Origin of the sequence: Pollutibacter soli (assembly GCA_029269725.1) — a bacterium.
GTDB lineage: Bacteria > Bacteroidota > Bacteroidia > Chitinophagales > Chitinophagaceae > Pollutibacter > Pollutibacter soli.
In genome coordinates this window covers 39783-62029 of sequence record JARJHS010000004.1, presented here as the reverse complement: position 1 = coordinate 62029, position 22247 = coordinate 39783, and the positions used below count along the sequence as shown (strand labels likewise).

Sequence of the window (22247 nt, the reverse complement as noted above, 5' to 3'; positions counted from 1 at the left end):
ACCGATGCCATTATTCACTTCAATTAAATATGGGTTTAAGAATGTTTGCATTTTCCTGCTAAAAAAGCCTGTACTCTGGATTGCAAACAGGTTCACTTCGTTTCCTAAACAGCAAAAAGTTAATGAATCGCTCAGCGAATTATATCGCAGCATTATTACTGAACCCGGTAAAAAAGGATTACTGATTGATTTCAAACCGGATCAGCACCCGGTGGTGATTTTTTCGGATCATCATAAGGGCGCCAGAAATGGGTCCGACGATTTTGCCCCCGCGGAGAAAAACTATCTCGCTGCGCTTGATTATTACAACCGAAAAAACTTCTATTATATCAATCTTGGTGACAGTGAGGAATTATGGGAGAATACCATATTGCAGGTGTTAAAACACAATAAGGAAACATTCGAAAGTGAAAAGCTTTTTGTGGATCGTAATGCTTTTGCGAAAATTGTTGGCAATCACGATCTCTATTGGGGAAATGATCCTTTCGCGTCTGTCAGTTTAAAGCTCATGTTCGGCCAGGCAATAAAGATCTATTCCGGAATTGTTCTGCGAGCTGAACTGCCCAATGGGTATATTGATTTTTTCTGCACCCATGGTCACCAGGGTGATGCGCAAAGTGACGGGAACAAAATCAGCAAATGGTTTGTCAGTACGATCTGGGGACCATTGCAATCCTTCCTGGAAATCAATACCAATAGTCCGTCCACCAACGATGACAGCAAGACACTCCACAATCAGTTTATGTATGAATGGAGTGCAAAACAGAATGACCTTGTACTGATTACCGGGCATACACACCAACCCGTGTTCAAATCATTGACGCATCTTGAAAGACTTTACCTGGATATGGAACATGCGATCAGAACAAATGATCAACCGGCAATTGAAAAACTGAATAAAGAAATACCAAAAAGAAAGCAGGAATACGATTACGTAAACAGCTCATTTCATACCATGAAACCGGGATATTTTAATACAGGATGCTGTTGTTTCGATGGTGGCACAATTACGGGCCTGGAAATTGCTGAAGGTCATATCCGACTGGTGCGATGGAAAACTGAAAACGGTATTTCCGCGAGAAAGGTAGCTGAGGAAATGGTATTGACTGACTTGATTTCAGCGCTAAATCCGCCGGGAGAAAATAAAAAATCAGTTCCTGTTTAAACCTATACAACATGCACCTGTCTTAAATGCATGAATAAGTTATTTCTCAGTATAGGCGTAGTTCTTTCCGGAGTGGTTTTTTGCCAGGCTCAGAAAAACAACGATTCGATGAAAGCCGCAAAAAAAATGATCAGTGAAAAACAATCGCAAGGCGATCGTATACTGGAACTGAAAATTAAAAAGCAAAACCTTGTACTGAAATCGTTTTGCATTTCTGAAGCAGACTCAGGTAAAAATTCTCAGAAAGAAAAATCAGGGAGGAAGAACTAATCAGAGCTTGCTGATTACGTGAGGGCAGGCGGCGTTGTTCGTTCATCGTTGTTCGTTGAAAAGGTGTGATTTGCGGAAACGTGTAATAAAGAATTCGAAGTATAAATCTTATATGGAGGCCAACGAGATGTAATGGTTTTCACGCTTCTATTTTTATATCCATGGAGAACTGGCATCAAAAAAAATTCGTTTGCAGTTCAATACCCAGCAGAATTTGCACAATAAACAGCAGCCCCCAATTATAAATATCCTACCCTAAACAACAAAAAAAGCTGTCGGTTGACAGCTTTTTTTGTAAGTATGATTTTACAGTTTATTTTTTTGTGTCGTAATACATTCCCAGGAACTTCTTACTATTGATATGTTCGTTCAACGGTTGCAGCATTTTCTGTCTTTCAAAACTCCTCCGGTCTTCCTCTGTCGTCATCATCCTGCCAAAACTGCCTGTAGTGATATATTTCAACGCAGCAGCGAGTGACGGATCTTTTGGATCACCCCAGTTGGTGTTCACGCCATCTCCAGCGAGTTTATCAGGAGCAAATCCATCATAATACTCTGCATCGCCCACTGAGTTGATTGTTTTAAATGAAATCGGGTAAATCGCATAATTGAATATAGAAATCGGGAAGAATCCAACAGGCTTGCCATAAGTTGTATCACCGATCAGCTTCACATCCATGTACGGACGAAGATTATTGATCAGCAATTCGCTTGCAGATGCGCTTCCTCCTGTAACTATAAAGAATACACGTGGAATTTCAAGCGCTCCTTCCTTAGAAAACAGTGTGGTGTTTGCTGAAGAAGAAAAATTTATATTACCCATTTTCTTTTTTAGTAAAGAATACTTACCTGCCTTCAGTGAATCATTAAAGTCATAAGTGTACATCACTTTATTGTTGGCTGAAGCCGGTGCAATCAGATTGGCAAAAACATTCTGGGTTGCTGTAGACCCCCCTGGATTGTAACGTAAGTCAACCACCAGCTCATTAATACCTTTTGAATTGAAATCATTGAAGGCCGTTCTCAGCTCTGCTTGTGCCCCAGCTCCGAAAAACTGATTAAATACGATGTATCCAATCTTTTTAGCTCCGTCAGTAATTACACTATTATGTAAAACTGCATTTGCTGTGAAACTTCCTTTCGAAAGATTGACAGTCTTTATATCACCATTTGGTTTTGTGAATTCAAATTCCGCGGAATTGCCGCTGCCGAAGAAAGTGTTATTCAGGGTAGTGATACTCGCGTTATCATAACCAAGGGATGTACCATTGATCTTGCTGATGTACCATCCTCTCTCAACACCTGCTAAGCCTGAAGGTGAAGTTTTGTAAACGTATTCGACATACCATCTCACAGAATCCACTGGCTGAACTTTTTCAAATGTGGCCGCCTTAATAAAGAATCCATAGTCTTTATCTTCTCCTGTCTGGATGCCATCAGATTCTTCCTGAGTGGTCACAAAACTGTATCCATGCTTTTTATCCTGCGGTTGCAGGTTGCGGATCGCAGCCATCACGTTTTGTGCAGCTTCGAGTTCTGTTGAACCGGAATATTTTCTTGGATTGAAGGTGTTGTAATCTGGTATCACCTCGCGCCAGAAATACACTTCCTTCGTGTAGAGATAAACTGAATCTTTTAACAGATCAATTTTTGATGCGGTTGGGATGGTGTCGTTATTTCCCGGAGCCGGTGAGTCGGTTTTTTTACAGGATGGAGCTGCTAAAAAAGCGATCGGAATTGCAAGCCAGAGTAATTTTTTCATAAGGGAGTAAAATTAGGATATTCATAAAAATAGTGATTCGTGGCCAGTGTTAAAATTTAGCTTCTTTAACAGAGTTGATAATGTGATGACAAACTGTGGAATTCGCGGTGTAAAGCCTGAGGCAGAACTGTTTAAGTATCTTGTGTTTGATTTATAAAAGTGCGTTTTCGAATTTAACAGGTAATTCTATAACGGAGTTCGTCAAATCAACACTGTTCCAACCAGACTTCAATAGCCATATTGATTTCGGATTTTTGAAAAAATTCTGGAAATCAACGGATTTTTACTGCCCGTTGAATCGTTTCATGATCTGCGGCAAATCCTTTTTGTATTGTTCTACATCCCATTTCATGTTCCAGTACCTGACATACTCCGCCATCGGTGGCAATCCCATTGATGCACGACGCTCATCAACATGATCAGGATCTTCAAGCGGCTGGACGTAATAATCATTTCTGATCATATCCCATCCGATCTGGCTTCCGTACAATTGTTTTTTCCCTTTTCTTAAGGCCACCCTGTCTTCGAGAAGCGCAAGCTGCGATGGTTTTGCTTTCTTATTTTGTACTGCAGTCTTCATCATCGGGAGATATTTCTCCTGGATCGGTAAATCAGCGTGCTGGATAACGAGAAATAAAGTTGAATTGGCATCTTCTCCGATTTCACGGGGACCAAGCCATCCTTCGGTATCCAGGATTTTCATTACAGCAACCTGGTTCATTGAGTCCTGGATATGAATCTGTTTCCAAAGCTGCTCCAATTCCTGTCTGAGTTTTGCAGTATCATTTTTATAATGCAATTGAATGGATTCGGATTTTTCACGTCCACCCTGATCAAGACGATTAATAGAATCAAGAGCCCTGGTAATCTCAGCATACTCCGGTTGTTGCGCCGTCGCCTTCATCATAAAACATAAAACAAAAAAAGTCGCCAGGATTTTCATCACATGTATTTTTCAGATTTTTTATACCGAAAGTCACACTTGTGCGCACCATTGGCAATGGTTCCTGTTCTTATAAGCTTTAAACCGGCCTGGGCGGAAGTGATCTCATCAACTTCACAAAGTATAGATGCATAGCGGCGAGAATTGTGTTTATTAAAGAGTTTGCAGATGCCACATTCTAAAATATCGATTCCAAATCCCATACCGTAAGTTTCGTCTTTATCAGTGATGACTTTTGCAATAAATCCTTCCGAAGATTTGTTTACAGAAATTCTTTTTTCGAACTGCTGATAAAACCAGCTTGCGAATTTTGTGTTCATGATTTTTGATGGCCACTTCTTAAACCATCTTTGCAATGCTGATTTCGGCTTTACATACTCCGTAGTGATGTTCAGGCAGACCATCCGGATCTTTTCAAAGTCCTCACCTTCTTTTTCGAGCACCTGAATCAGCGCAAGGAAATATGCACTGAAATCAAGTCGTTTGTCGATAGGGTTTCCGGAATAGCTGATAAAGCTGATATCGGGTAATAAAGTTGTGTACTGATCATCTGTCGCCTGGATAATTGCCGAAGCCATTCCGGGATACACTTTGTTTATTTCATCATAAAAATAAGGTCTGTAATCGTGCATGGTGCACACTATTTTATCAGGTGATGTTCTGAGCTTACTATTTCAGTTTTTTCAATAACGCTCGAAATCGCGGTTCATCGCGCAGTGAATCGTAATCCGGATCATTTTCAATCCAGTCTCTTTTCCCAAATCCCTTTCCAAATACTTTTTCCAGCAGTTCTAGTGATCTTTCTTTATTTCCATCCCGTGCAAACATACAGGCGGTATTTACCAAGACTCCGGTATCATCCGGATCAAGTTCAAGTGCCTTATTTGCCCAGGCTATTGCTTCTTCCCGATTTCCTATTTCGAGGAGATTAATACAGGTCAGCGATAAAGCCCTTTTATCATTAGGACTAAGCTCCAGAAATTTCCTTGCGCGTTCAATGCCCTCTGCTACCGCTTCGCTGTGTCGTTTATCTCCAAGTTTATTTAAAGATTGCGCGTAAAGAAGCATACTCTGAAAATCTTCCCGACGTACTTCGGATGCTCTAAGAAACATGTCGGCGGAGATAGCTATATCTCCTTTTGCAAAAGACGTCCGGCCAAAAAAGTAATAAGCGTCAAAATTCTTTGGATTGAGCTCAATGGCTTTTTGAAATGCCTTTGTAGCTTCTTCATACCGGCCGGCCAATGAAAATACAAACCCTCGTGCGGAATGACTTTCAGAAAGGTTAGGCGCAAATGTCAGCGCCTTCTGACTATTGAGTTCTGCTGCAATAAGATCTTCGTTGCGGCCACCTTCCCATTCGTACATCCATGCATGTAAGGATGCAAGCCCTGCGTAAGCAGGAGCATATCCGGGATCGGATGCCACCGCTTTTTCAAAGTGAACTTTCGATTCGGAAAACTGAAGTCCGTGTAATAACTGGCGCCCTTTTAGAAAATGCTCATAGGCTTCAATATTTGTTTCAGGCCTTCGCAATGCGTCCTTTTCCTGGCTGGAAAGATAATTCAGTAGCGCCTTGCCAACATTTTCTGCGATATCTTCCTGGATTGCAAAAACATCGTTGAGTTCACGATCGTATTTGTCGGACCAGAGATGAGCACCATCCTTTGCCCGTACCAATTGCGTTGTGATCCTTAAACGATTTCCAGACTTTCTCACGCTGCCCTCCAGCAAGGTAGCGACGTTGAGCATGTGTCCGATTTCTCTCACATCCAGTTGTTTTCCCTTGAATGCAAAAACAGAAGTACGTGCTACCACGCGAAGTTTGTTTAACTGCGCAAGTGTATTGATGATTTCTTCTGTAACACCATCACAGAAATACTCCTGTTCAGGATCAACACTCATATTTACGAATGGCAAAACCGCAATGCTCTTCTGATCATCAAGATTGGATGCAATCAGAGTTGTTTTAGCAGGTTTGTCTGCAACCAACTGATAAATCTTCACAGGATCCTTTACATTCTTTAGCATTTCTTCTTTTACAAACTCTGTCTGGAATTCTTTTTTGTTGGAGATGTTCTGATAGACAGTTTCTGATAAATAAGTAGCGCCAGCCGTTGCGGCAGACTGGATTCTTGAAGCGATATTAACACCGTCTCCAAAAACATCATCATTATCAAAAACCACTTCGCCCATGTGAATTCCGATCCGTAGCTGGAATTGATTCCCGGTCCTGCTTTGTTCCTGTATCATCGTCGCAGCGGACACAGCGTCTGTGACGGAATGGAAACTTGCAAGTACTCCGTCGCCCAGTTCTTTTATCCAACGGCCATTGAATTTTTCAATCAGTGGCTTTTGGAGTTTCCGGTTTATGTCGAGTAATTTAAAAGCTTTATTCTCATCATTTCCCATCAATGCCGTATAGCCGACAATATCGGTGAACATGATAACAGCCAATTGACGGGTTGCCATGTAAAAGATTGAACTGCAAAATTACACTGTCCTGATTTAATACTTCACCGGATGATTTTTTAAATACCCACTCTTCTATAAATAATTAAATTGTAAAAAATCGGCTTATGAAATTTTTGTCCATGATACCAATGCTTTTGATTTCATTCACTGCTGCCAGCCAGACTTTGCCAAAAGAAGAGCTTATTTTCCTTACGTCGGAATGGAAGGGCGAGCGTTTTGCTGATGGTCGGCCAAAGATCCCTGATCAACTTATTGAGCGGGCTAAAAAGATTATGATCGATGATGCGTGGACGGCGCTGAAAAATGAAGGTTATCTCAACCAGTTCGAAGGCAATTGGAAAACAGTAAACAGCGAACCAATTGTTGGCCGCGCGTTAACTGCAGTGTATATGCCCAGCAGACCCGATGTTGAGAAAAAGATAAAAGAACGTGGCGCAGCTCAGGGACGAAAGGGAAACACGAATTCATGGCCGATTGACATTCTGCACAAAGGCGATGTATATGTGGCAGATGCTTTCGGAAAAATAAGCGGCGGTCCGATCATGGGTTCAACACTTGCAAATTCCATTTATAGCAAATCCGGAAACGGAGTTGTATTCAATGGCGCAGCCAGGGATCTGATCGAAATTCAAAACATCAAAGGATTCAATGCTTTCGTGCGCGACTGGCATCCTTCCTTCACAGAAGAAATGGTTCTGACCGGATTGAATTCACCTACGCGTATCGGTAATGTGATGGTGATGCCTGGCGACCTCGTGATAGCCAATGCGGAAGGTGTATTATTCATACCTGCACATCTTGCTGAGCAGGTTGTCAGCGTAGGAGAGTTCGTGGTAAGAAAAGATAAATTCGGTTTTGAAATGGTAAAAAGCGGTCGGTATGCTACCGGTGATATCGATAGTCAATGGACCGATGAGATCAAAACTGCATTCCTGAAATGGCTGGATGGTCATCCGGAACTGGGGAAGATGACGAGAGAGGAATTGGATAAGATGATGAGCAGAAGAACCTGGTGACGTTGAACGTTAAACGTATAACGTTAAACGTAACTCGAATTTCGGTCTTTATTACATATTCCGCCGATACTGCCCGCCCACCTCATACAATGCATGGGTAATCTGCCCGAGTGAACAGTATTTCACCGTTTCCATCAGCTCCGCAAATATATTTTCGTTGGTTGTTGCGACTTCTTTCAGTCGTGTCAATGCTTTTTCGGAGCGATTTGCATTGCGTTTCTGAAAGGCTTCCAGGTTTTTGATCTGCTGATTTTTTTCCTCTGTTGTACTGCGGATTACTTCACCGGGAATCGTTGTCGGACTGCCTTTTTTATTAAGGAAACTGTTTACGCCAATGATAGGTAATTCACCGGAATGTTTCAGACTTTCATAATACAGACTTTCTTCCTGTATTTTATTTCGCTGGTACATTCTTTCCATTGCACCTAATACTCCTCCGCGTTCTGAAATACGATTGAACTCATTCATCACCGCTTCCTCAACGAGATCAGTCAGCTCTTCAATTAAAAATGAACCTTGTATCGGGTTTTCATTTTTTGCCGTTCCCAATTCCCGATTGATGATTAATTGAATAGCCATCGCACGGCGAACACTTTCTTCGGTAGGTGTTGTAATCGCTTCATCGTAAGCGTTTGTGTGCAGTGAATTACAATTATCGTAAATCGCATATAAAGCCTGGAGCGTTGTTCTGATATCATTGAAATCGATCTCCTGTGCATGTAAACTCCTTCCTGAAGTCTGAATGTGATATTTCAGCATCTGGCTCCGCTTATTCGCTTTGTACTTCTGCTTCATCGCCTTTGCCCAGATGCGGCGGGCAACGCGACCGATCACACTGTATTCCGGGTCCATACCATTGCTGAAGAAGAAAGAAAGATTCGGTGCGAAATCATCGATATTCATTCCGCGGCTCAGATAGTACTCTACATAAGTAAAGCCATTCGATAGTGTGAAAGCCAGCTGCGTTATCGGGTTTGCTCCTGCTTCGGCAATATGATAACCGCTAATAGAAACGCTATAGAAATTGCGGATCTCTTTTTCAATAAAATATTCCTGTACATCACCCATTAACCGCAATGCAAACTCCGTACTGAAAATACAGGTGTTCTGCGCCTGGTCTTCTTTTAAGATATCTGCCTGCACGGTACCCCGTACTGCAGACATGGCTTTTGCTTTCAGTTCCTGATAAATTTCATCCGGTAACACATCATCACCGGTCATTCCCAGCAAACCCAAACCTAATCCGTTGTTTCCTTCAGGTAACCCGGAATTGTCTGACGGATTATAGTAAACAGGTTTCTGCAATGCAGAATACCTGGATGAAATTTTTGATTCAGCATCATTCCATCCTTTATTATCTGTAAGCCATCTTTCACACAACTGATCAATCGCTGCATTCATAAAAAATGCGAGAATGATCGGCGCCGGTCCGTTGATGGTCATGCTCACCGAAGTATTCGGACTGCACAAATCAAATCCGCTATACAATTTTTTTGCATCGTCAACTGTGGCAATACTCACCCCACTGTTACCAACTTTTCCATAAATGTCAGGACGAATAGCAGGATCTTCACCATACAGTGTAACCGAATCAAACGCAGTACTCAATCTTTTTGCCGGTTGATCGAGAGAAACATAGTGAAATCTCCTGTTGGTTCTTTCCGGGCAACCTTCACCTGCAAACATGCGCGTAGGATCTTCGCCTTCCCTTTTCAGGGGAAATACGCCAGCAGTAAATGGAAAATGACCGGGTACGTTTTCCTGGCATTGCCACTTTAACAGGTCTCCCCAGTCTTTATATTTCGGTAGCAAAACTTTTCGAATAATTGTACCTGAAAGACTCGTGGTCGTCATTGGCTGACGAATCGTTTTCTCGCGTACTTTATATTCAAAAAAGTCTTCCTGGTAAGCTTTCAGTTTTTCGGGCCAATGAGAAACAAGGGCTTTACTTACCGGGTTCAATTGTTCTGTGAGCAGATCAATTTGTTTTTGAACTGCATCGCGTACAACCCCATCTGCATCCTTCAATGAATCAAGCGCACCGTTGAGCTGATACAGCTTTGAAGCAATATGTGCCTGTTCATTAACCTGCGTATTATACTCGTTGATTGTTTCAGCTATCTCAGCGAGATACCTGACTCTTGATGAGGAGATTATCGCCGATTTTGATGTTGTTGATGGTTTCGCAGAACCTTCTGAGGCAGTAGCATCATTGGCAGCAAAAGAAGAACCGGTTTTCGTATTAATAACAGCAATCAGTTTATCAAATAACTGATTTACTCCTGCATCATTGAACTGAGATGCTATCGTTGCTATTACAGGCAATTCGTTCTCTTTCGCAGTCCACAACGCGTGATTTCGTTTATACTGTTTACGCACATCGCTCAACGCATCGAGCGCTCCTGCTTTATCAGATTTATTTATGGCGATGACATCAGCATAATCCAGCATATTGATTTTTTCAAGCTGGGTAGGTGCCCCATATTCAGGTGTCATTACATATAAACTCACATTGCAATGATCAAGGATACTCGCATCACTCTGGCCAACTCCTGCTGATTCAAGAATGATCAGATCGTATCCTGCGTTTTTACAAACATCGATTGCTTCATCCACATATGCACTCAACGCTTTATCACTCTCACGTGTTGCCAGACTGCGCATATATGCACGCGGATGATGTATGGCATTCATGCGAATACGATCACCCAAAAGCGCACCGCCCGTTTTTTTCTTCGAAGGATCAACAGAAATGACTGCAATGGTTTTGTCATCAAAACGATTCAGAAAACGACGAACAATTTCATCTGTCACCGAAGATTTACCAGCACCACCTGTACCTGTGATTCCTAAGACGGGGGGCTGTTGGCTGTTTCCTATTGCCTGCTGCCTTTTGCCTGTTGCCTGTTCGGCCTGCCCTGCTTCCGCATTCGTAATCGCTCTCGCAATCTTTCTAACATCCTTCCATTCTCCCAATGTCATTCCGTTTGCAAACTGTTTGGGATCGCCATTTAAAGGGAATCTGCATTTACTTAACAGATCTTCAATCATGCCTTCAAGACCCATATGCCGGCCGTCGTCAGGAGAATATATTCTTGTGATACCATATCGATGCAGCTCTTCAATTTCTTCAGGCAAAATTGTACCGCCACCACCCCCGAATATTCTGATGTGACCACAGCCATTTTCTACTAGAAGATCTTTCATGTATTTGAAAAACTCCACGTGACCTCCCTGGTATGAAGTAATGGCAATACCCTGCACATCCTCTTCAATAGCACATTCAACTATTTCCGCTACCGAACGATTGTGACCAAGATGAATGATTTCAGCACCCTTGCTTTGCAGAATACGACGCATGATATTGATAGCCGCGTCATGCCCATCAAATAAACTTGCAGCAGTAACAATGCGAATTTTCTGATCGCTGTTTTTTTCCATGGCAATTGAAAAATATCAGCGCTAAAGATAGATAAAATAGGCAGGAGTAAGGAGCGGGGAGGCAGGAGCAAAACAGCCGTCCTATCACATTCTGAGGAGTTTTAGAATATAAATAAGGTTTGAATAAACTTCTTGCATGATTGCAATCATATTATCGAAGAACTTAGACAGATCTCATTTTTTAATGGGTCGCATACATGTGATACCAATGGAAAAATTGAATTTTTCAGTGTCGTAATTCTCAACATAACTGCTGAATCCGGTTTGAATGTGCGGAGCAATCCGTCTAGCTCACGGTACTCGGAATTTCAGATTAAGGCATGTTTCACACATTATTATCGCTGGTCTGTTCGGATCAGGTGAATTGTCCTTTTTACCTGGATTTTCGCGGATTCAAAAAAGCGAGTCCTATTGAAAAATTAAACTTCCGTGTATCGTAGTTGCTCAGATATGTGCTGAATCCCATTTGCATATGAGGCGAAATCCATTCTGCTTCAGGAATTCTGAATTTCAAATCAATGCAAGGTTCAAACATGGTGAAAGTTTTACCCTCCAATGCAAGAAGCCTGTAGTTCTCCTGTTCAAGTAAACTATAGTCAGTTCTCACATTTGAATAGTGCACATTCGTCATTTTCCCGGCGACAGCCATAGAAAAATAATCATTGAAATGAAAATGTACGGCAGGGTGCAGATAAAAACGGAATACATCTGCATCATGAAAACGCGTCAGCGCAAGACCGCCAGAAGGATTGTTGGGATCTACTCTGTTCAGGTCGTCCATCGAATATCTTCCACCCCCTACACCTCCAAAAATCTGGAAGTATATTTTGTTTTTAGGATGGATCGAAGCAAAATATCCTGTACCTGCTTCCCAGTTCATGCGATAATAATCGACTTTAGCAGCGGTGAGATTGCCGGATCCTGAGTAGTAATCGTCATAAATTGACCTTTCCCAGCGATAACCGAGAGACCCGGTAACAGCCCAGTGATTGGTTATTGCAACTGCGGCATTACCATCAAAACCTTTTGAGTATCCATTGCTTTCAATATCATCGGTATAAGCCTCAGGGCCGTTTGTACTGTAAAACGCATCGATCTCAAAATCACCCTGCTTTTTTAAAGCAGGCAGGTTCTGTGGGGTTACGCCATAAATATAACGAGGTGAGTTACAGGAGCTCAGGATACATATAGCAACAACTACAATTATCGTGGAAACAAATTTCATACTTAGATAGTGCTTTATTATGTTCAAAATGCTGCGTGATATGCAAACTGATTCATTGATTTCAATTCAAAGCGGTTTGTTGCATTGCGCTTTATTTTGACTTTCTTTTTCCGGTGTAAGAACGGTAATACCTATTGAAAAATTTTCTGTTATTCCGAAATGCAATGTGGCCGAAATAAAATATGAAAACTATTGACTGATGTTATTTCGTTCCATAAGTTCTGTTTCTCTCATATACAAACTCCACGATTCTAAAATTGAGGACGACACCCGCAAATAACTGGTGCCTTATTCCTGTTTTGGGTACCATCATTTTTAAATCTCCAACTCCTACTTCCCAGTTCCTTCAGTAATAGTTGGTGCTGGTTCTATTAGAAGATACACGGAACAACTACACCCCAAAAACTACCCTTAAAGGAACCAGATACACTCTTACCGCTGTTCAGGTTAACTCCTTCACTTCTTCCGCCTGTACCGTAAAACATATTTGTGCGTATATCCTTTTTTCCTTTAAGCGGGAGGTTTTGAGGTGATACTAGAGAAATATATCCGAGTGTTCCATAGGATGTAAAAGCGATCACGGCAATCATCAGCTATAAAGGACGATTACCTATCAATCGAATGATGATACAGGATAACAATGTGTGAATAATCTTTCTCAAGGGGAGTCATATTGGTTAGATTAAACTGGTGTTCCGGTACAACGGCTGTCAATTCAAAAATATCAGGCGGTCACGCCATTTTCAACCGAAGAATTGCAGCCTTGTTTAAAACAGTAGCAGATTTTGCCAATAAGGGATTGATTTAACGGAAACAAAAGTAAAAACTGCAAAAAACCGGAACCGGCATTCCGGAAGTAGTAATTTTTGCAAAAATAAATTGAATAGTTCTGGGATTTTGCCAAATAAAGTAAGCACGAAAGAAACTGAAAACTGAAATTAAAAACCGGAACACTGAAGTGAATGACCGGTACGTCAGAGATTATATTTTGCAATCAGCGCAAGTAATACGCCATTAGTCCAGCCAAAACCATCCTGCGAAGGATATTCACCTCCACCGGCATCGAGTTTGGTGTCGACCACATTGTACTTTTCCATCAGTTTCCCGGTGCGCGCATAAACGGCTTTATTGAGCACAACCCATCTTTCTGCAAGAGTGTATCCTTCAGGCAAAAATCCATAGTTATCGCAACCTTTGATAGCTACCCATTGCAACGGCGCCCAACCATTGGGTGCATCCCATTGCTGGCCGGTAGTATTTCCTGTTGTGAGAAGCCCGCCGTCTCTCAGCAATTTTTCCATCACAATATTTTTTTCTTTGCCGGCATGATCAGCAGAAGCAACTTTCAGAAACAGAGGAAACATTCCTGCTAACGTCAGCTGATCATTTATTTTTTTCTGAACGAAATCATAGTCAGCATAAAACCCTTCTTTCTCATTCCAGCAATATTTTTCTATTGCGGCTTTTCTCGCTGCTGCTTTACGGCCATACTCACCTGCTTTTGAAACATATCCGGCCTGAGTTTGTGGGGAAGCAGCCCGCATTTTGGAATAAGCAGTTTGCAAAGTCATTTCCATCTGGTACATCAGGCTGTTCAGATCAACAGGAACAAAGTCTGTAGTGTGGATCGTTGTTATGTTCTGGTGATCGGAAAACCAACGGCTGCTGAAGTCCCATCCACTCGCAGCACCTGCACGCAAATGACGATTAAGGTTTTTCTGAAAAGGTTCGAGTGCGCGATTTTTTTCACGATCATTTTTAAATGTGCTGCTGGCAATAAATAATTCCGATGCTTTTCCAACTGTCTCCACATCAACTTTATAACTTTCCTGTCGTGGAATATCGAGTTCGTCCCAATACCTGTTCAACACTGAACCATCATCAAGTTTAACAACCCTGTTAACTGCCTGGCCAGTCTGTAGTTTTTCCGCTCCCGCCATCCAGTATTGATATTCTTTTTCAAGTGCTGAAAGATAGTCCGTGTATGCATCTGCACCTTTTATGTCTGCAAGTAGTTCAATCATCAGGCAGTAAAACGGAGGTTGCGAGCGGCTCAGATAGTAGCTGCGGTTTCCATTGGGAATATGCCCATACTGATTGATCATAAAAGAAAAATTCTTTATGATGTTCTCAATCAGTTTCGTTTCACCGCTTTCTTTTAAGCCAAGCATTGTGAAATAGGAATCCCAGTAATATACCTCCCTGAATCTTCCGCCTGGCACGATGTATTGATTAGGTAATGGCAGCAAGGAACTTCCATTAATGGCTTGATCAGGATCTCTTTTTAATACTGACCAGAGATTCCGGATATGCTGAACAACATCTTTTTCCTGTTGTACATAATTCAGCTGCGGCGTTTTTGGAAGATCAAAATTCTCCTGAATAAAAAGTTCGAGCGAGAATTTAATAGCAGGATTTGCTTTTATCTCTTTGTATTTCTTAACAATTTCAGAAGGATCTTTTTTAGGAATGGCATCGACAAATGTTTTTCCATCCGGGAAAATCCCGGAAAGCTGAACATCTTTAAACAGGTCGCCATAAATTTTATCGGGTGTCTGCGGTTGTGCAAATACAGATAAAGTTACCGTGCACAAATAAAAACTGATTAACCACCTCATATGGAATAATTAGACCCTAAGTTATGCAACAGGAGCCTGATCTGATCCGATCGGCTTTTTATTCGTAGATTTTAGTTTCCGGATAAAATGTTTTCCAGCTATGCCAGAACTCCTGGGAAGCCAGTACACGTTGAAGCTGAGCTGTTGTGTCAATGCCTTTCCCGTCTAGTCGGAAATTTTTTCCGTTGATCTTAAGAGTATCGTTTAAAAATTCAACGCTTGCTCCCATCGGCTTTCTGAAAACAAAAAAACTTCTGTCGTCATTTGCAAGCAACAACAGCAGCGAATCCTGACCGACTATGTCCTGTATCAATCGTTTTTCCTTAAGCATATTCCAGTCATAGGCCTTTGCATTCGCACCGTTCTTTACACCGACAACCCAGGACTTGTCTTTCCAGGATAAACTATCCGTTCCCGTGAGCGAACTTTTACTTTTTCCGCTTTCATATTTAAATGTGGAATCATAACCGGCAACAAAATCAGGATCGGGTTGCATGATGTAAGAATCAGGATAAAGACTGAGCCATGTTTTGAGAGATGTTTGCGTATGTAGTACTGTTGGCAGGAAAGTCCCTTTCATTTTACCAGCAATTGCTTCTCCGTTTACCTGCCGCCACCAGCTTCCTGTAGATTTATCTTCAAACATAGCATTGAAATGATCCATACCAACCAACCGAAAAGTTTCCGGCTGACCATTCACCAGAGGTTCGTACACACGACCCGTTCGGCAGACTGTACAATAGGTTATAATCAACGGCTTACCGCCAACCGTATCCATTACCTGGTGATGATAGCCGATATATTGTACCGGGTAAGCTTTTGCCTCACCATTATTTGTAACCCCGATGATTACTCTTGCAGTATCGGTTTTGTTTTCTGCGGAAGTCTTCATGATCAGGTGAGAAGGCTGATAGAACATATGATCCGCCGACATCACAAAATTGAACATATAGGCGATCCCCAGTAAAGGAAGCAACGCAACTGCAGGAACCCACTTTCTTTTCCAGTTTGCCCTAAGCAGACCCACAATAATCATAACAGCAAAGAGCACACGAAATGCCCATCGCCAGCGATAGAGGAAGTAGGCAAGATCGATACTGTTCATGCGCTGACTGCCTGGCATCGGCATGATAAAAAATACATTGGCGATCTCGAACAATATGAGACCAAGAATACCGAAGAAGAATAATTTTTTCATTCCTTGATGCTATTGTTTGCCTGGAAGCCGATGCACAGTCTCCGGACAGGATTTACAATTGAAGGTTATAAATTATAGCGCTACTCCAACCGACAATATCACGGACCTGCCATCGGAAGGATAAATTCCTCCGGGACCAGGGAAAAACCAGGGCCTCTCAGTGAAATAGTGCTTATCAAAAATGTTATTCATTAAAAGGTTCAGGGTAACGTACTTACGAAAAACATAAGTAAAATTCCAATCGAAAATTCCATAGGAAGGTACTAAACCAACAGTACCGGGAGCATTTGGTTCGCGGGTATTCAACGCATCAGCATATGCATCGCCGGTATAAGTAAATTGAAATGTTGTAGAGAATCCCTTGTATCCTGCAGTAATACCATTTTTTGTAATCCATTCCGGTGAAACCTGGACGCGGTTTCCTGAAATATCCTTGTTTACACCGCCGGACACACTGGAACCACTGAGATAACGAGCATGAATATATGCTGTTGAAGTAAATACGGAAAGCTTGTATTTGGACTTCTGACGGATCAACCATCTTATTGGCTGAAATTCTGCATACAATTCGAAACCGGTAGCTCTTGAATTTCCTGTATTTGTCTTGTAAGTGTAAGTACCGGTATTGTCTGTCAACACAACTGATCCAACCCTGTTGTTGTAACGGACATTAAACAGTGTCAGGTTAAAATCGAAAAAGTTACCTGACTTTCCACGGATTCCAAGTTCACTTGTATGGCCATGAGCATCTTTGATATTTGGATCGATCCGTATCAGCGAACTCGCAGGAATGATATCAGCAAATACTACAGGTCTGTAAGATTGAGTCCAGTTTGCAAATGCATTCCATCCGTTTTTCAACCGATATTCTCCACCAAAACCGAGCAACACAAATTTGTGACTGATATCAACAGGAATTTTCTCCGGATCATAATTGTAGATATAGCCAGTCATCTTTGTATCACCAAACTCGCCCCGTGCACCTGCAGTAAGGGTTAACGCTGGTGTGATGCGAAAAAGGTTTTCCGCAAATACGGAAAGATTCTGTGTTTTGAAATGCATGTCGCGACCCCAGTTGGGATCAGTCAAACTTAGGTCATAATCAGCACCGGTTGTTCCTTTCCCGAGTTGTTTTCGATTGAGATCATTGTTGATATAACGAAGTCCGGTGACGAGGGTATGTTGTAAACCCCGGAGATTATAATTTTTCCTGAGCCTGACTTCATTACTGTAACTGTGGTAAAAATCACGATCAACCTGGCGTGGGTTGTATTCTCCGGTTGCAGCATTAATTGTATCCGCAACAGTTGATAAGGCAATAAACTGTACACTGTTTCTTGATCCGAGTACTGCAGAGCTGATAAAATTAACCTGGGTACTTGGATTGATATCATAATCCAGTCTGATCATCGGAACATGAATAGTAGGGCTGTAATAATTTCTATTGCGTGTACTCTGTTGAGGATTGACTGCGAACTGCGCATCAGTCAAGCCGCCGTTTACATGGTTCACATAATCCATATAATTGTACTCAACGCGCAACCTCAGGCGATTGCTGATCTGGTAATTCAGATGCACATGTCCTGCAAAATAATTGTATCCGCTGTTATCTCTCCATCCATCAGATCTGCGATAATTCGCATAGGCGTAATACTGAACTTTCCCCTTCGTTCCGCCAACTGCATTGAATGTGCTGAACAGGCCATTGGTTCCTGCGGCATTTTTTGTTTCGAAACTAAACGGACGAGTGCTGTCGCCTTCTTTAGTGACATAGTTCATCATCCCACCAAACTGTGCGCCGTATTGCAATGCGCCGCTACCACGAACAATTTCAATTCTCTCAACAGATTCCATCGGTGCATTAAAATGCGCGGCGGGATATCCATACAGATCTGAATTAATCATCGCATCGTTATGCCTTACATTTAATTCCCATGAACGGTGCGGATCAAGTGCCCTGGATGAAATATTCACCTGGTTACCGGAACCATCATTTTCATACACAAATACTCCGGGTACTTTTCCAAAAATCTGGCGGGGATTGTTATTAACCCTGTTCACATCCAACCTGCTGAGATTGATCACTTCGGTTTTTTTCCCGGCATACAGATATGTGCCTTTTACGTCAGGTAAAGTTTGAAGCAAAGGCGTTCGTAATATTGAAGTGATACGGATACTGTCCAGATCTTTTACCCTGATACTATCCACCTGCGCAAGGAGTTTAGTGGAAAAAAATAACATCCCTGCTACAAACGCAGCCTTGTACTGATGTTTTATTTGCATATAAAACCAGATCAAAAAAATGACGAAATGACGCAGGCAGATACCTGCTTTAACCGGTAAAAATTAATCTTCACCAACAATTGGAGAACCAGGAGAGGTACAGACGCCGGTTATGAGTATACGAAAAGCAAAATGTAAAGTTAAATTGCCGATAAAGCGACAGGCAAGGTCCATCACTGGTTTACCGGTCGCCTTATCAGCACTATCGAAATTTTATTCTGCGCCGTCAATCTTAGCGCGGTCAACAGCTTTTGCTCCAATGTTTATTCCCACTTCAAGCCCCTTCTCACAATCAGAACGGTAATGAATTCCACCGTACATTCTTGAGAGTGAAGCTTCCGTAGCCATCGCATCATAAGCGTTTGCCCGTGACGGTAAGATATGTCCGAGAATTGTAGCTGCAGCACCGCTGAATGTAGAATGGCCCGAAATATAGGCAGGGAAATTGGGGACACCAGTTGCTGTTTTGATATTCTTATCCATCTGACTAGGCCTGGGATTGAAATAAAAGTATTTTGTATCCCAGCAAACGATGGCGGCATCCATCATTGCAATATTGAGCAGAGCCATATTGCGTGCCCAACGGGGTTCGCTGTATTTTTCCTTGATCCAGTCTTCAGCTGCAATTTCATTCCAGTGACCCGGAGGAGTAGAGGTCCCTACTCCATCAGCCCAATGATGTACGATAGCAATTTGCTCGCGTGTGGGTTTGGTGACGATATCATAAATTTCCTTTATCTCTTTCCCCATCAATTCACTATTGGTAGAAGGTGGTGGGCCAGGTCGTAAAGAGATCAGTGTCATTGAATCTAACAGGAGAGACTTCACTTTACCAAAGGCAGGAAGCATTGGAGGACGTTTCGGCGTCTCGAGACTATACCACGGTGTTTCCCCACGAGCAATACAGTCGTCTTCAAGTTGTTTCCACATCGCTGCATTTCCACCGGCGGCACCTGCACGATCTGTCCTTCCGCGGGCAATGAATTTCTGAGCCACAGCACGACCCAGTGCAAGGCCAGCATCGATATCACTTCTCACATTCACCCCTGCCATCATTCTTGCATGAACATGTTCTTCCATTTTTTTATTGATGTAATCCTGTGAACCCGGAAACAACAGTTTCATCATTTCAGATGCTGCTCCTGCCACTACTGCATCTTCAGAAGGATAAGATGAAAGATCAGAACGTGGTACCAGTGTTTTCACACTCGAATCAACTGCGTAAGGGGCTTTCCTGTTGTACAGTTTTTTATAATGAAACGCAGCGATCAATGCGTCATACTGCGCAGCACTCACATAGGCGTAAGCTCTGGCGGCATATGGTGGATTTGCAAAAGGGAAATACGGATATGCCAATGGGTTAGCTGCATTCGGAACCGGGTAAGTACCATCGGGGTTCTGATAAGGCGGCAAATTGAATTTTGCAACCAGCTCACGAAGAATTTCATTCCAGCGAAGAACAGCACCGGCACTCCAGTATTTTACGGACTGCTGATCTGCTTTCGACATGTTTTGCTGCCATGACTTCATCTCATTAATCTGTGCAATATAGTCCGGTGTACCTGTTGCACCTGGTGCAGGCACAGCAAATTCATCCGGCGCTGTCAGCAAAACTGGTTTCCAGTTGCCTGCATTTTCATCATTTTTTGATGGCTGTAAAGCAGGCGCATTCTGTGTGCGGTATTCAACATTTTTCGAGCACGAGTATCCGAAGGCGAAGACTGCCGCTATCGCTGATAAATAGAAAAATAACTTTTTCATAAACCAATATTTTTAATGGATCAGGAATTTGGAGTTTGTCTTTTGCCGAAATAGAAGAAGTAAAAAATACCTCCGCTGATCGACAGTGTTTGTCCTACATTTCTTCCGTCCACTGTATAACCAACACCGCCTGTGAGAGCAAGATTGGGATGAAACGGCATGTGGTATTTGAACTGTCCGCCGATAATACTTGCATTCATCCTGTTGTTCAATGAAGGCATATTATTCTTGGTGATATCGTTTCCACCCATAGTTACCATACGAGTAAAAACTGCTTCTGCGAGCAGATATTTTCCACGATATCCTGCCCTTATATGATACTGCATCTGATCAGGCATTTTAACTTCGTTGGTAAGGCGAAGCTGCGTGTCATAGTAAGAAGATCTGTCAATGTCAACATTACTGCGCCAGATATAAGCGGCAGATGCTGTAACAGTAATTTTCTTCCACTGATAATCTGCCATCAGTTTACCGGTAACATTTGTTGTGCCCATACCTATGGAAAGTGGCAGGAAATCTGCAACATAATCTGTCAGCGGTGCGGAAACGCCACCCAATGCAAAAACAGAAACCTTGTGATTTCCTTTTTTGAAGGGTATGTAACGATATTTCACAAATGCAGAAATATCCTGAATGCCTTCCATTCCTCTGAGTGTACCGGCGGAAGCTTTGGTCCATACATAAGGAGCCATTACCATTACGTTGAGGTTATCGGTAATACCGTAGTTAGCGCCGAGCAAAAAAGATTGAGTGCTTACCTTACCGAGGTTCTGGTTGTTTCTTTTATATTTTCCTTCCCAGTAGTGATCCCATGACGAATAGGTATACATGGGCCCGATGCACATCTGTTTTTTATTCATCATGATGGCATCCATTTCAGTCTGACCTGAAGCGTTGTAACAGCATGACAATGCCAGGACAAAAAATGGTATATATTTTTTTATCACTTTTGATTCTTTTAAATAGTTAATACTTGACAATTCTTAAAAGCGGAAAGCAACGCCTGCATTAACAGAATAATCAGCAAATGCTGCATCACCTATTACGTAGACTCCGGTATTCTCAGACCTGATTTTATCCGGTACACTCTGTGTCCGGTTTCTTTCCAGTGCAACAGGCACGAGAACATAGGCGGAGAATTTTTTTGTCTGGTAAGTAATTCCAGGTTCAATTGCGAGTACATATCCCGGCCGGCGAAATCCATTGCTTCCCCCGATGAGATCATAAACAGGAATACATTCATAACGAACACCTGCAGACGCGATGAAATTATTCACACCAAAATTGACACCACCACGCAACATGTATTGATCCGGCACACTCATTACATCGCTACCATTGGCTATTGCAGCCGCTGATGTTGCTGAACCTCTTGCTGTAGAAACGCCGTTCTGTTCTCTCGGATTAGCCAGATAGTATGCGTTGGCATAAATGGTGATGTGGCGATCAATAGAATAAAATGTATTCATTTCAGCAGTTATGCCTGTGCCTCCATCACCGAGTTGAATGGACTGATCAACAGGGCCTAGAATCTTTGTGCTGTCATTTTTAATGAAATAATCCTGATAGCGATAGTCACCTGTAGGGAGTTTGACACCTAAGCCCAGCTGCATATTCCAGCGTTTCATTTTTGAAGGCTCAATTATCCATGCATATGCGGCCACACGGATATCACCCAATCCAAATGAATGCGTTGAATGTCGTGCATCAGGTCCTGCATTATTTCCGCCGTGTTCATATAAAGAAGAGCGGGCATTGTTGATCATGGGAATATTCATGGCAATCGCCCAGCGCTTACCAAAATTCTTCATTACAAACAGGTCGAGGCTATAGGTATGATTGATGACTTCAGTTCCATTTTCCACGCGTTCAGTTTCCTCATGCTTGCCGCGAAAATGTTTATAAGATTTGAAATAACGGTTGTTCACATTAATCAACCAACTGCCGGAATCAGGATTTTGCGAGGGACGCAGGGAGCTGATACCCCCGGTGCTTCTGATGGCTACACAACCCTGGCTTCGAACTTTGGCATGAACCAATAAAAGCAAGTTTGCTGAAAAAAATATTTTGATAAGGAATCTCATAATTAC

Annotated in this window: 15 protein-coding genes; 3 read left to right on the top strand and 12 right to left on the bottom strand. The window is 42.2% G+C overall.

The window, feature by feature from the left end; translation table 11 throughout:
* The first annotated feature begins 4 nt into the window (after positions 1-4).
* Positions 5-1165, top strand: a complete 1161-nt coding sequence (locus tag P2W82_RS11260; RefSeq protein WP_336515984.1) for a metallophosphoesterase — start codon at positions 5-7, stop codon at positions 1163-1165.
* 30 nt (positions 1166-1195) lie between these two features.
* Positions 1196-1435, top strand: coding sequence for a hypothetical protein (locus tag P2W82_RS11255; RefSeq protein ID WP_336515983.1), 240 nt, complete (start codon positions 1196-1198; stop codon positions 1433-1435).
* Positions 1436-1748: 313 nt separating this feature from the next.
* Here the strand turns inward: P2W82_RS11255 and P2W82_RS11250 are convergent, their stop codons facing one another.
* The 4 genes from P2W82_RS11250 to P2W82_RS11235 all read right to left on the bottom strand — a co-directional run bounded on the left by P2W82_RS11250 (position 1749) and on the right by P2W82_RS11235 (position 6612).
* Positions 1749-3197 carry a S41 family peptidase gene (locus P2W82_RS11250; RefSeq protein ID WP_336515982.1) on the bottom strand — a complete coding sequence of 483 codons (1449 nt, stop codon included), beginning with the start codon at positions 3195-3197 and terminating at the stop codon, positions 1749-1751.
* A gap of 283 nt (positions 3198-3480) precedes the next feature.
* On the bottom strand, positions 3481-4140 hold the full coding sequence (locus tag P2W82_RS11245; RefSeq protein ID WP_336515981.1) for a DUF6624 domain-containing protein: 660 nt from the start codon (positions 4138-4140) through the stop codon (positions 3481-3483).
* Entirely contained in the window at positions 4140-4772 is a 633-nt protein-coding gene (locus P2W82_RS11240; protein ID WP_336515980.1) for an L-2-amino-thiazoline-4-carboxylic acid hydrolase, read from the bottom strand. The genes P2W82_RS11245 and P2W82_RS11240 overlap by 1 nt, the downstream gene beginning before the upstream one ends.
* 37 nt (positions 4773-4809) lie before the next feature.
* The gene (locus P2W82_RS11235) at positions 4810-6612 is read right to left on the bottom strand and encodes a TPR end-of-group domain-containing protein (RefSeq protein WP_336515979.1); all 1803 of its coding nucleotides are present in this window, start codon (positions 6610-6612) and stop codon (positions 4810-4812) included.
* Positions 6613-6719: 107 nt separating this feature from the next.
* On the opposite strand from P2W82_RS11235, the gene P2W82_RS11230 reads away from it, so the two are divergent.
* On the top strand, positions 6720-7631 hold the full coding sequence (locus P2W82_RS11230) for an RraA family protein (RefSeq protein WP_336515978.1): 912 nt from the start codon (positions 6720-6722) through the stop codon (positions 7629-7631).
* Between the two features lie 51 nt (positions 7632-7682).
* Here P2W82_RS11230 and P2W82_RS11225 read toward each other — a convergent pair whose 3' ends face one another.
* From P2W82_RS11225 to P2W82_RS11190, 8 genes are all read right to left on the bottom strand, one after another.
* Complete coding sequence (locus P2W82_RS11225) at positions 7683-11072, bottom strand: methylmalonyl-CoA mutase family protein (RefSeq protein ID WP_336515977.1); 3390 nt, start codon at positions 11070-11072, stop codon at positions 7683-7685.
* A 373-nt stretch (positions 11073-11445) separates the two neighbouring features.
* On the bottom strand, positions 11446-12297 hold the full coding sequence (locus P2W82_RS11220) for a hypothetical protein (protein WP_336515976.1): 852 nt from the start codon (positions 12295-12297) through the stop codon (positions 11446-11448).
* Positions 12298-13271: 974 nt separating this feature from the next.
* Positions 13272-14915, bottom strand: coding sequence for an alpha,alpha-trehalase TreA (treA, locus tag P2W82_RS11215; RefSeq protein ID WP_336515975.1), 1644 nt, complete (start codon positions 14913-14915; stop codon positions 13272-13274).
* A 58-nt stretch (positions 14916-14973) separates the two neighbouring features.
* On the bottom strand, positions 14974-16113 hold the full coding sequence (locus P2W82_RS11210) for a DUF3179 domain-containing (seleno)protein (protein WP_336515974.1): 1140 nt from the start codon (positions 16111-16113) through the stop codon (positions 14974-14976).
* Positions 16114-16185: 72 nt separating this feature from the next.
* Positions 16186-18396: a TonB-dependent receptor family protein gene (locus P2W82_RS11205; protein ID WP_336515973.1), complete on the bottom strand. Its 2211-nt coding sequence runs from the start codon at positions 18394-18396 to the stop codon at positions 16186-16188.
* A gap of 213 nt (positions 18397-18609) precedes the next feature.
* Positions 18610-20157 (bottom strand): vanadium-dependent haloperoxidase, encoded by a 1548-nt coding sequence (locus tag P2W82_RS11200; RefSeq protein ID WP_336515972.1) that lies wholly within the window; start codon positions 20155-20157, stop codon positions 18610-18612.
* Positions 20158-20177: 20 nt separating this feature from the next.
* A complete protein-coding gene (locus tag P2W82_RS11195) occupies positions 20178-21104 on the bottom strand; it encodes a transporter (RefSeq protein WP_336515971.1) in 927 nt (308 codons plus the stop codon).
* A gap of 36 nt (positions 21105-21140) precedes the next feature.
* Positions 21141-22241, bottom strand: a complete 1101-nt coding sequence (locus P2W82_RS11190; RefSeq protein WP_336515970.1) for a transporter — start codon at positions 22239-22241, stop codon at positions 21141-21143.
* Positions 22242-22247 lie beyond the last annotated feature (6 nt).

Coding starts and splice junctions, on each gene's coding strand:
- P2W82_RS11260 (WP_336515984.1), top strand. CDS start 5: ATGCCATTATTCACTTCAATTAAATATGGGTTTAAGAATGTTTGCATT.
- P2W82_RS11200 (WP_336515972.1), bottom strand. CDS start 20,157: ATGAAAAAGTTATTTTTCTATTTATCAGCGATAGCGGCAGTCTTCGCC.
- P2W82_RS11240 (WP_336515980.1), bottom strand. CDS start 4,772: ATGCACGATTACAGACCTTATTTTTATGATGAAATAAACAAAGTGTAT.
- P2W82_RS11205 (WP_336515973.1), bottom strand. CDS start 18,396: ATGCAAATAAAACATCAGTACAAGGCTGCGTTTGTAGCAGGGATGTTA.
- P2W82_RS11190 (WP_336515970.1), bottom strand. CDS start 22,241: ATGAGATTCCTTATCAAAATATTTTTTTCAGCAAACTTGCTTTTATTG.
- treA (WP_336515975.1), bottom strand. CDS start 14,915: ATGAGGTGGTTAATCAGTTTTTATTTGTGCACGGTAACTTTATCTGTA.
- P2W82_RS11255 (WP_336515983.1), top strand. CDS start 1,196: ATGAATAAGTTATTTCTCAGTATAGGCGTAGTTCTTTCCGGAGTGGTT.
- P2W82_RS11235 (WP_336515979.1), bottom strand. CDS start 6,612: ATGGCAACCCGTCAATTGGCTGTTATCATGTTCACCGATATTGTCGGC.
- P2W82_RS11220 (WP_336515976.1), bottom strand. CDS start 12,297: ATGAAATTTGTTTCCACGATAATTGTAGTTGTTGCTATATGTATCCTG.
- P2W82_RS11225 (WP_336515977.1), bottom strand. CDS start 11,072: ATGGAAAAAAACAGCGATCAGAAAATTCGCATTGTTACTGCTGCAAGT.
- P2W82_RS11210 (WP_336515974.1), bottom strand. CDS start 16,113: ATGAAAAAATTATTCTTCTTCGGTATTCTTGGTCTCATATTGTTCGAG.
- P2W82_RS11245 (WP_336515981.1), bottom strand. CDS start 4,140: ATGAAAATCCTGGCGACTTTTTTTGTTTTATGTTTTATGATGAAGGCG.
- P2W82_RS11250 (WP_336515982.1), bottom strand. CDS start 3,197: ATGAAAAAATTACTCTGGCTTGCAATTCCGATCGCTTTTTTAGCAGCT.
- P2W82_RS11230 (WP_336515978.1), top strand. CDS start 6,720: ATGAAATTTTTGTCCATGATACCAATGCTTTTGATTTCATTCACTGCT.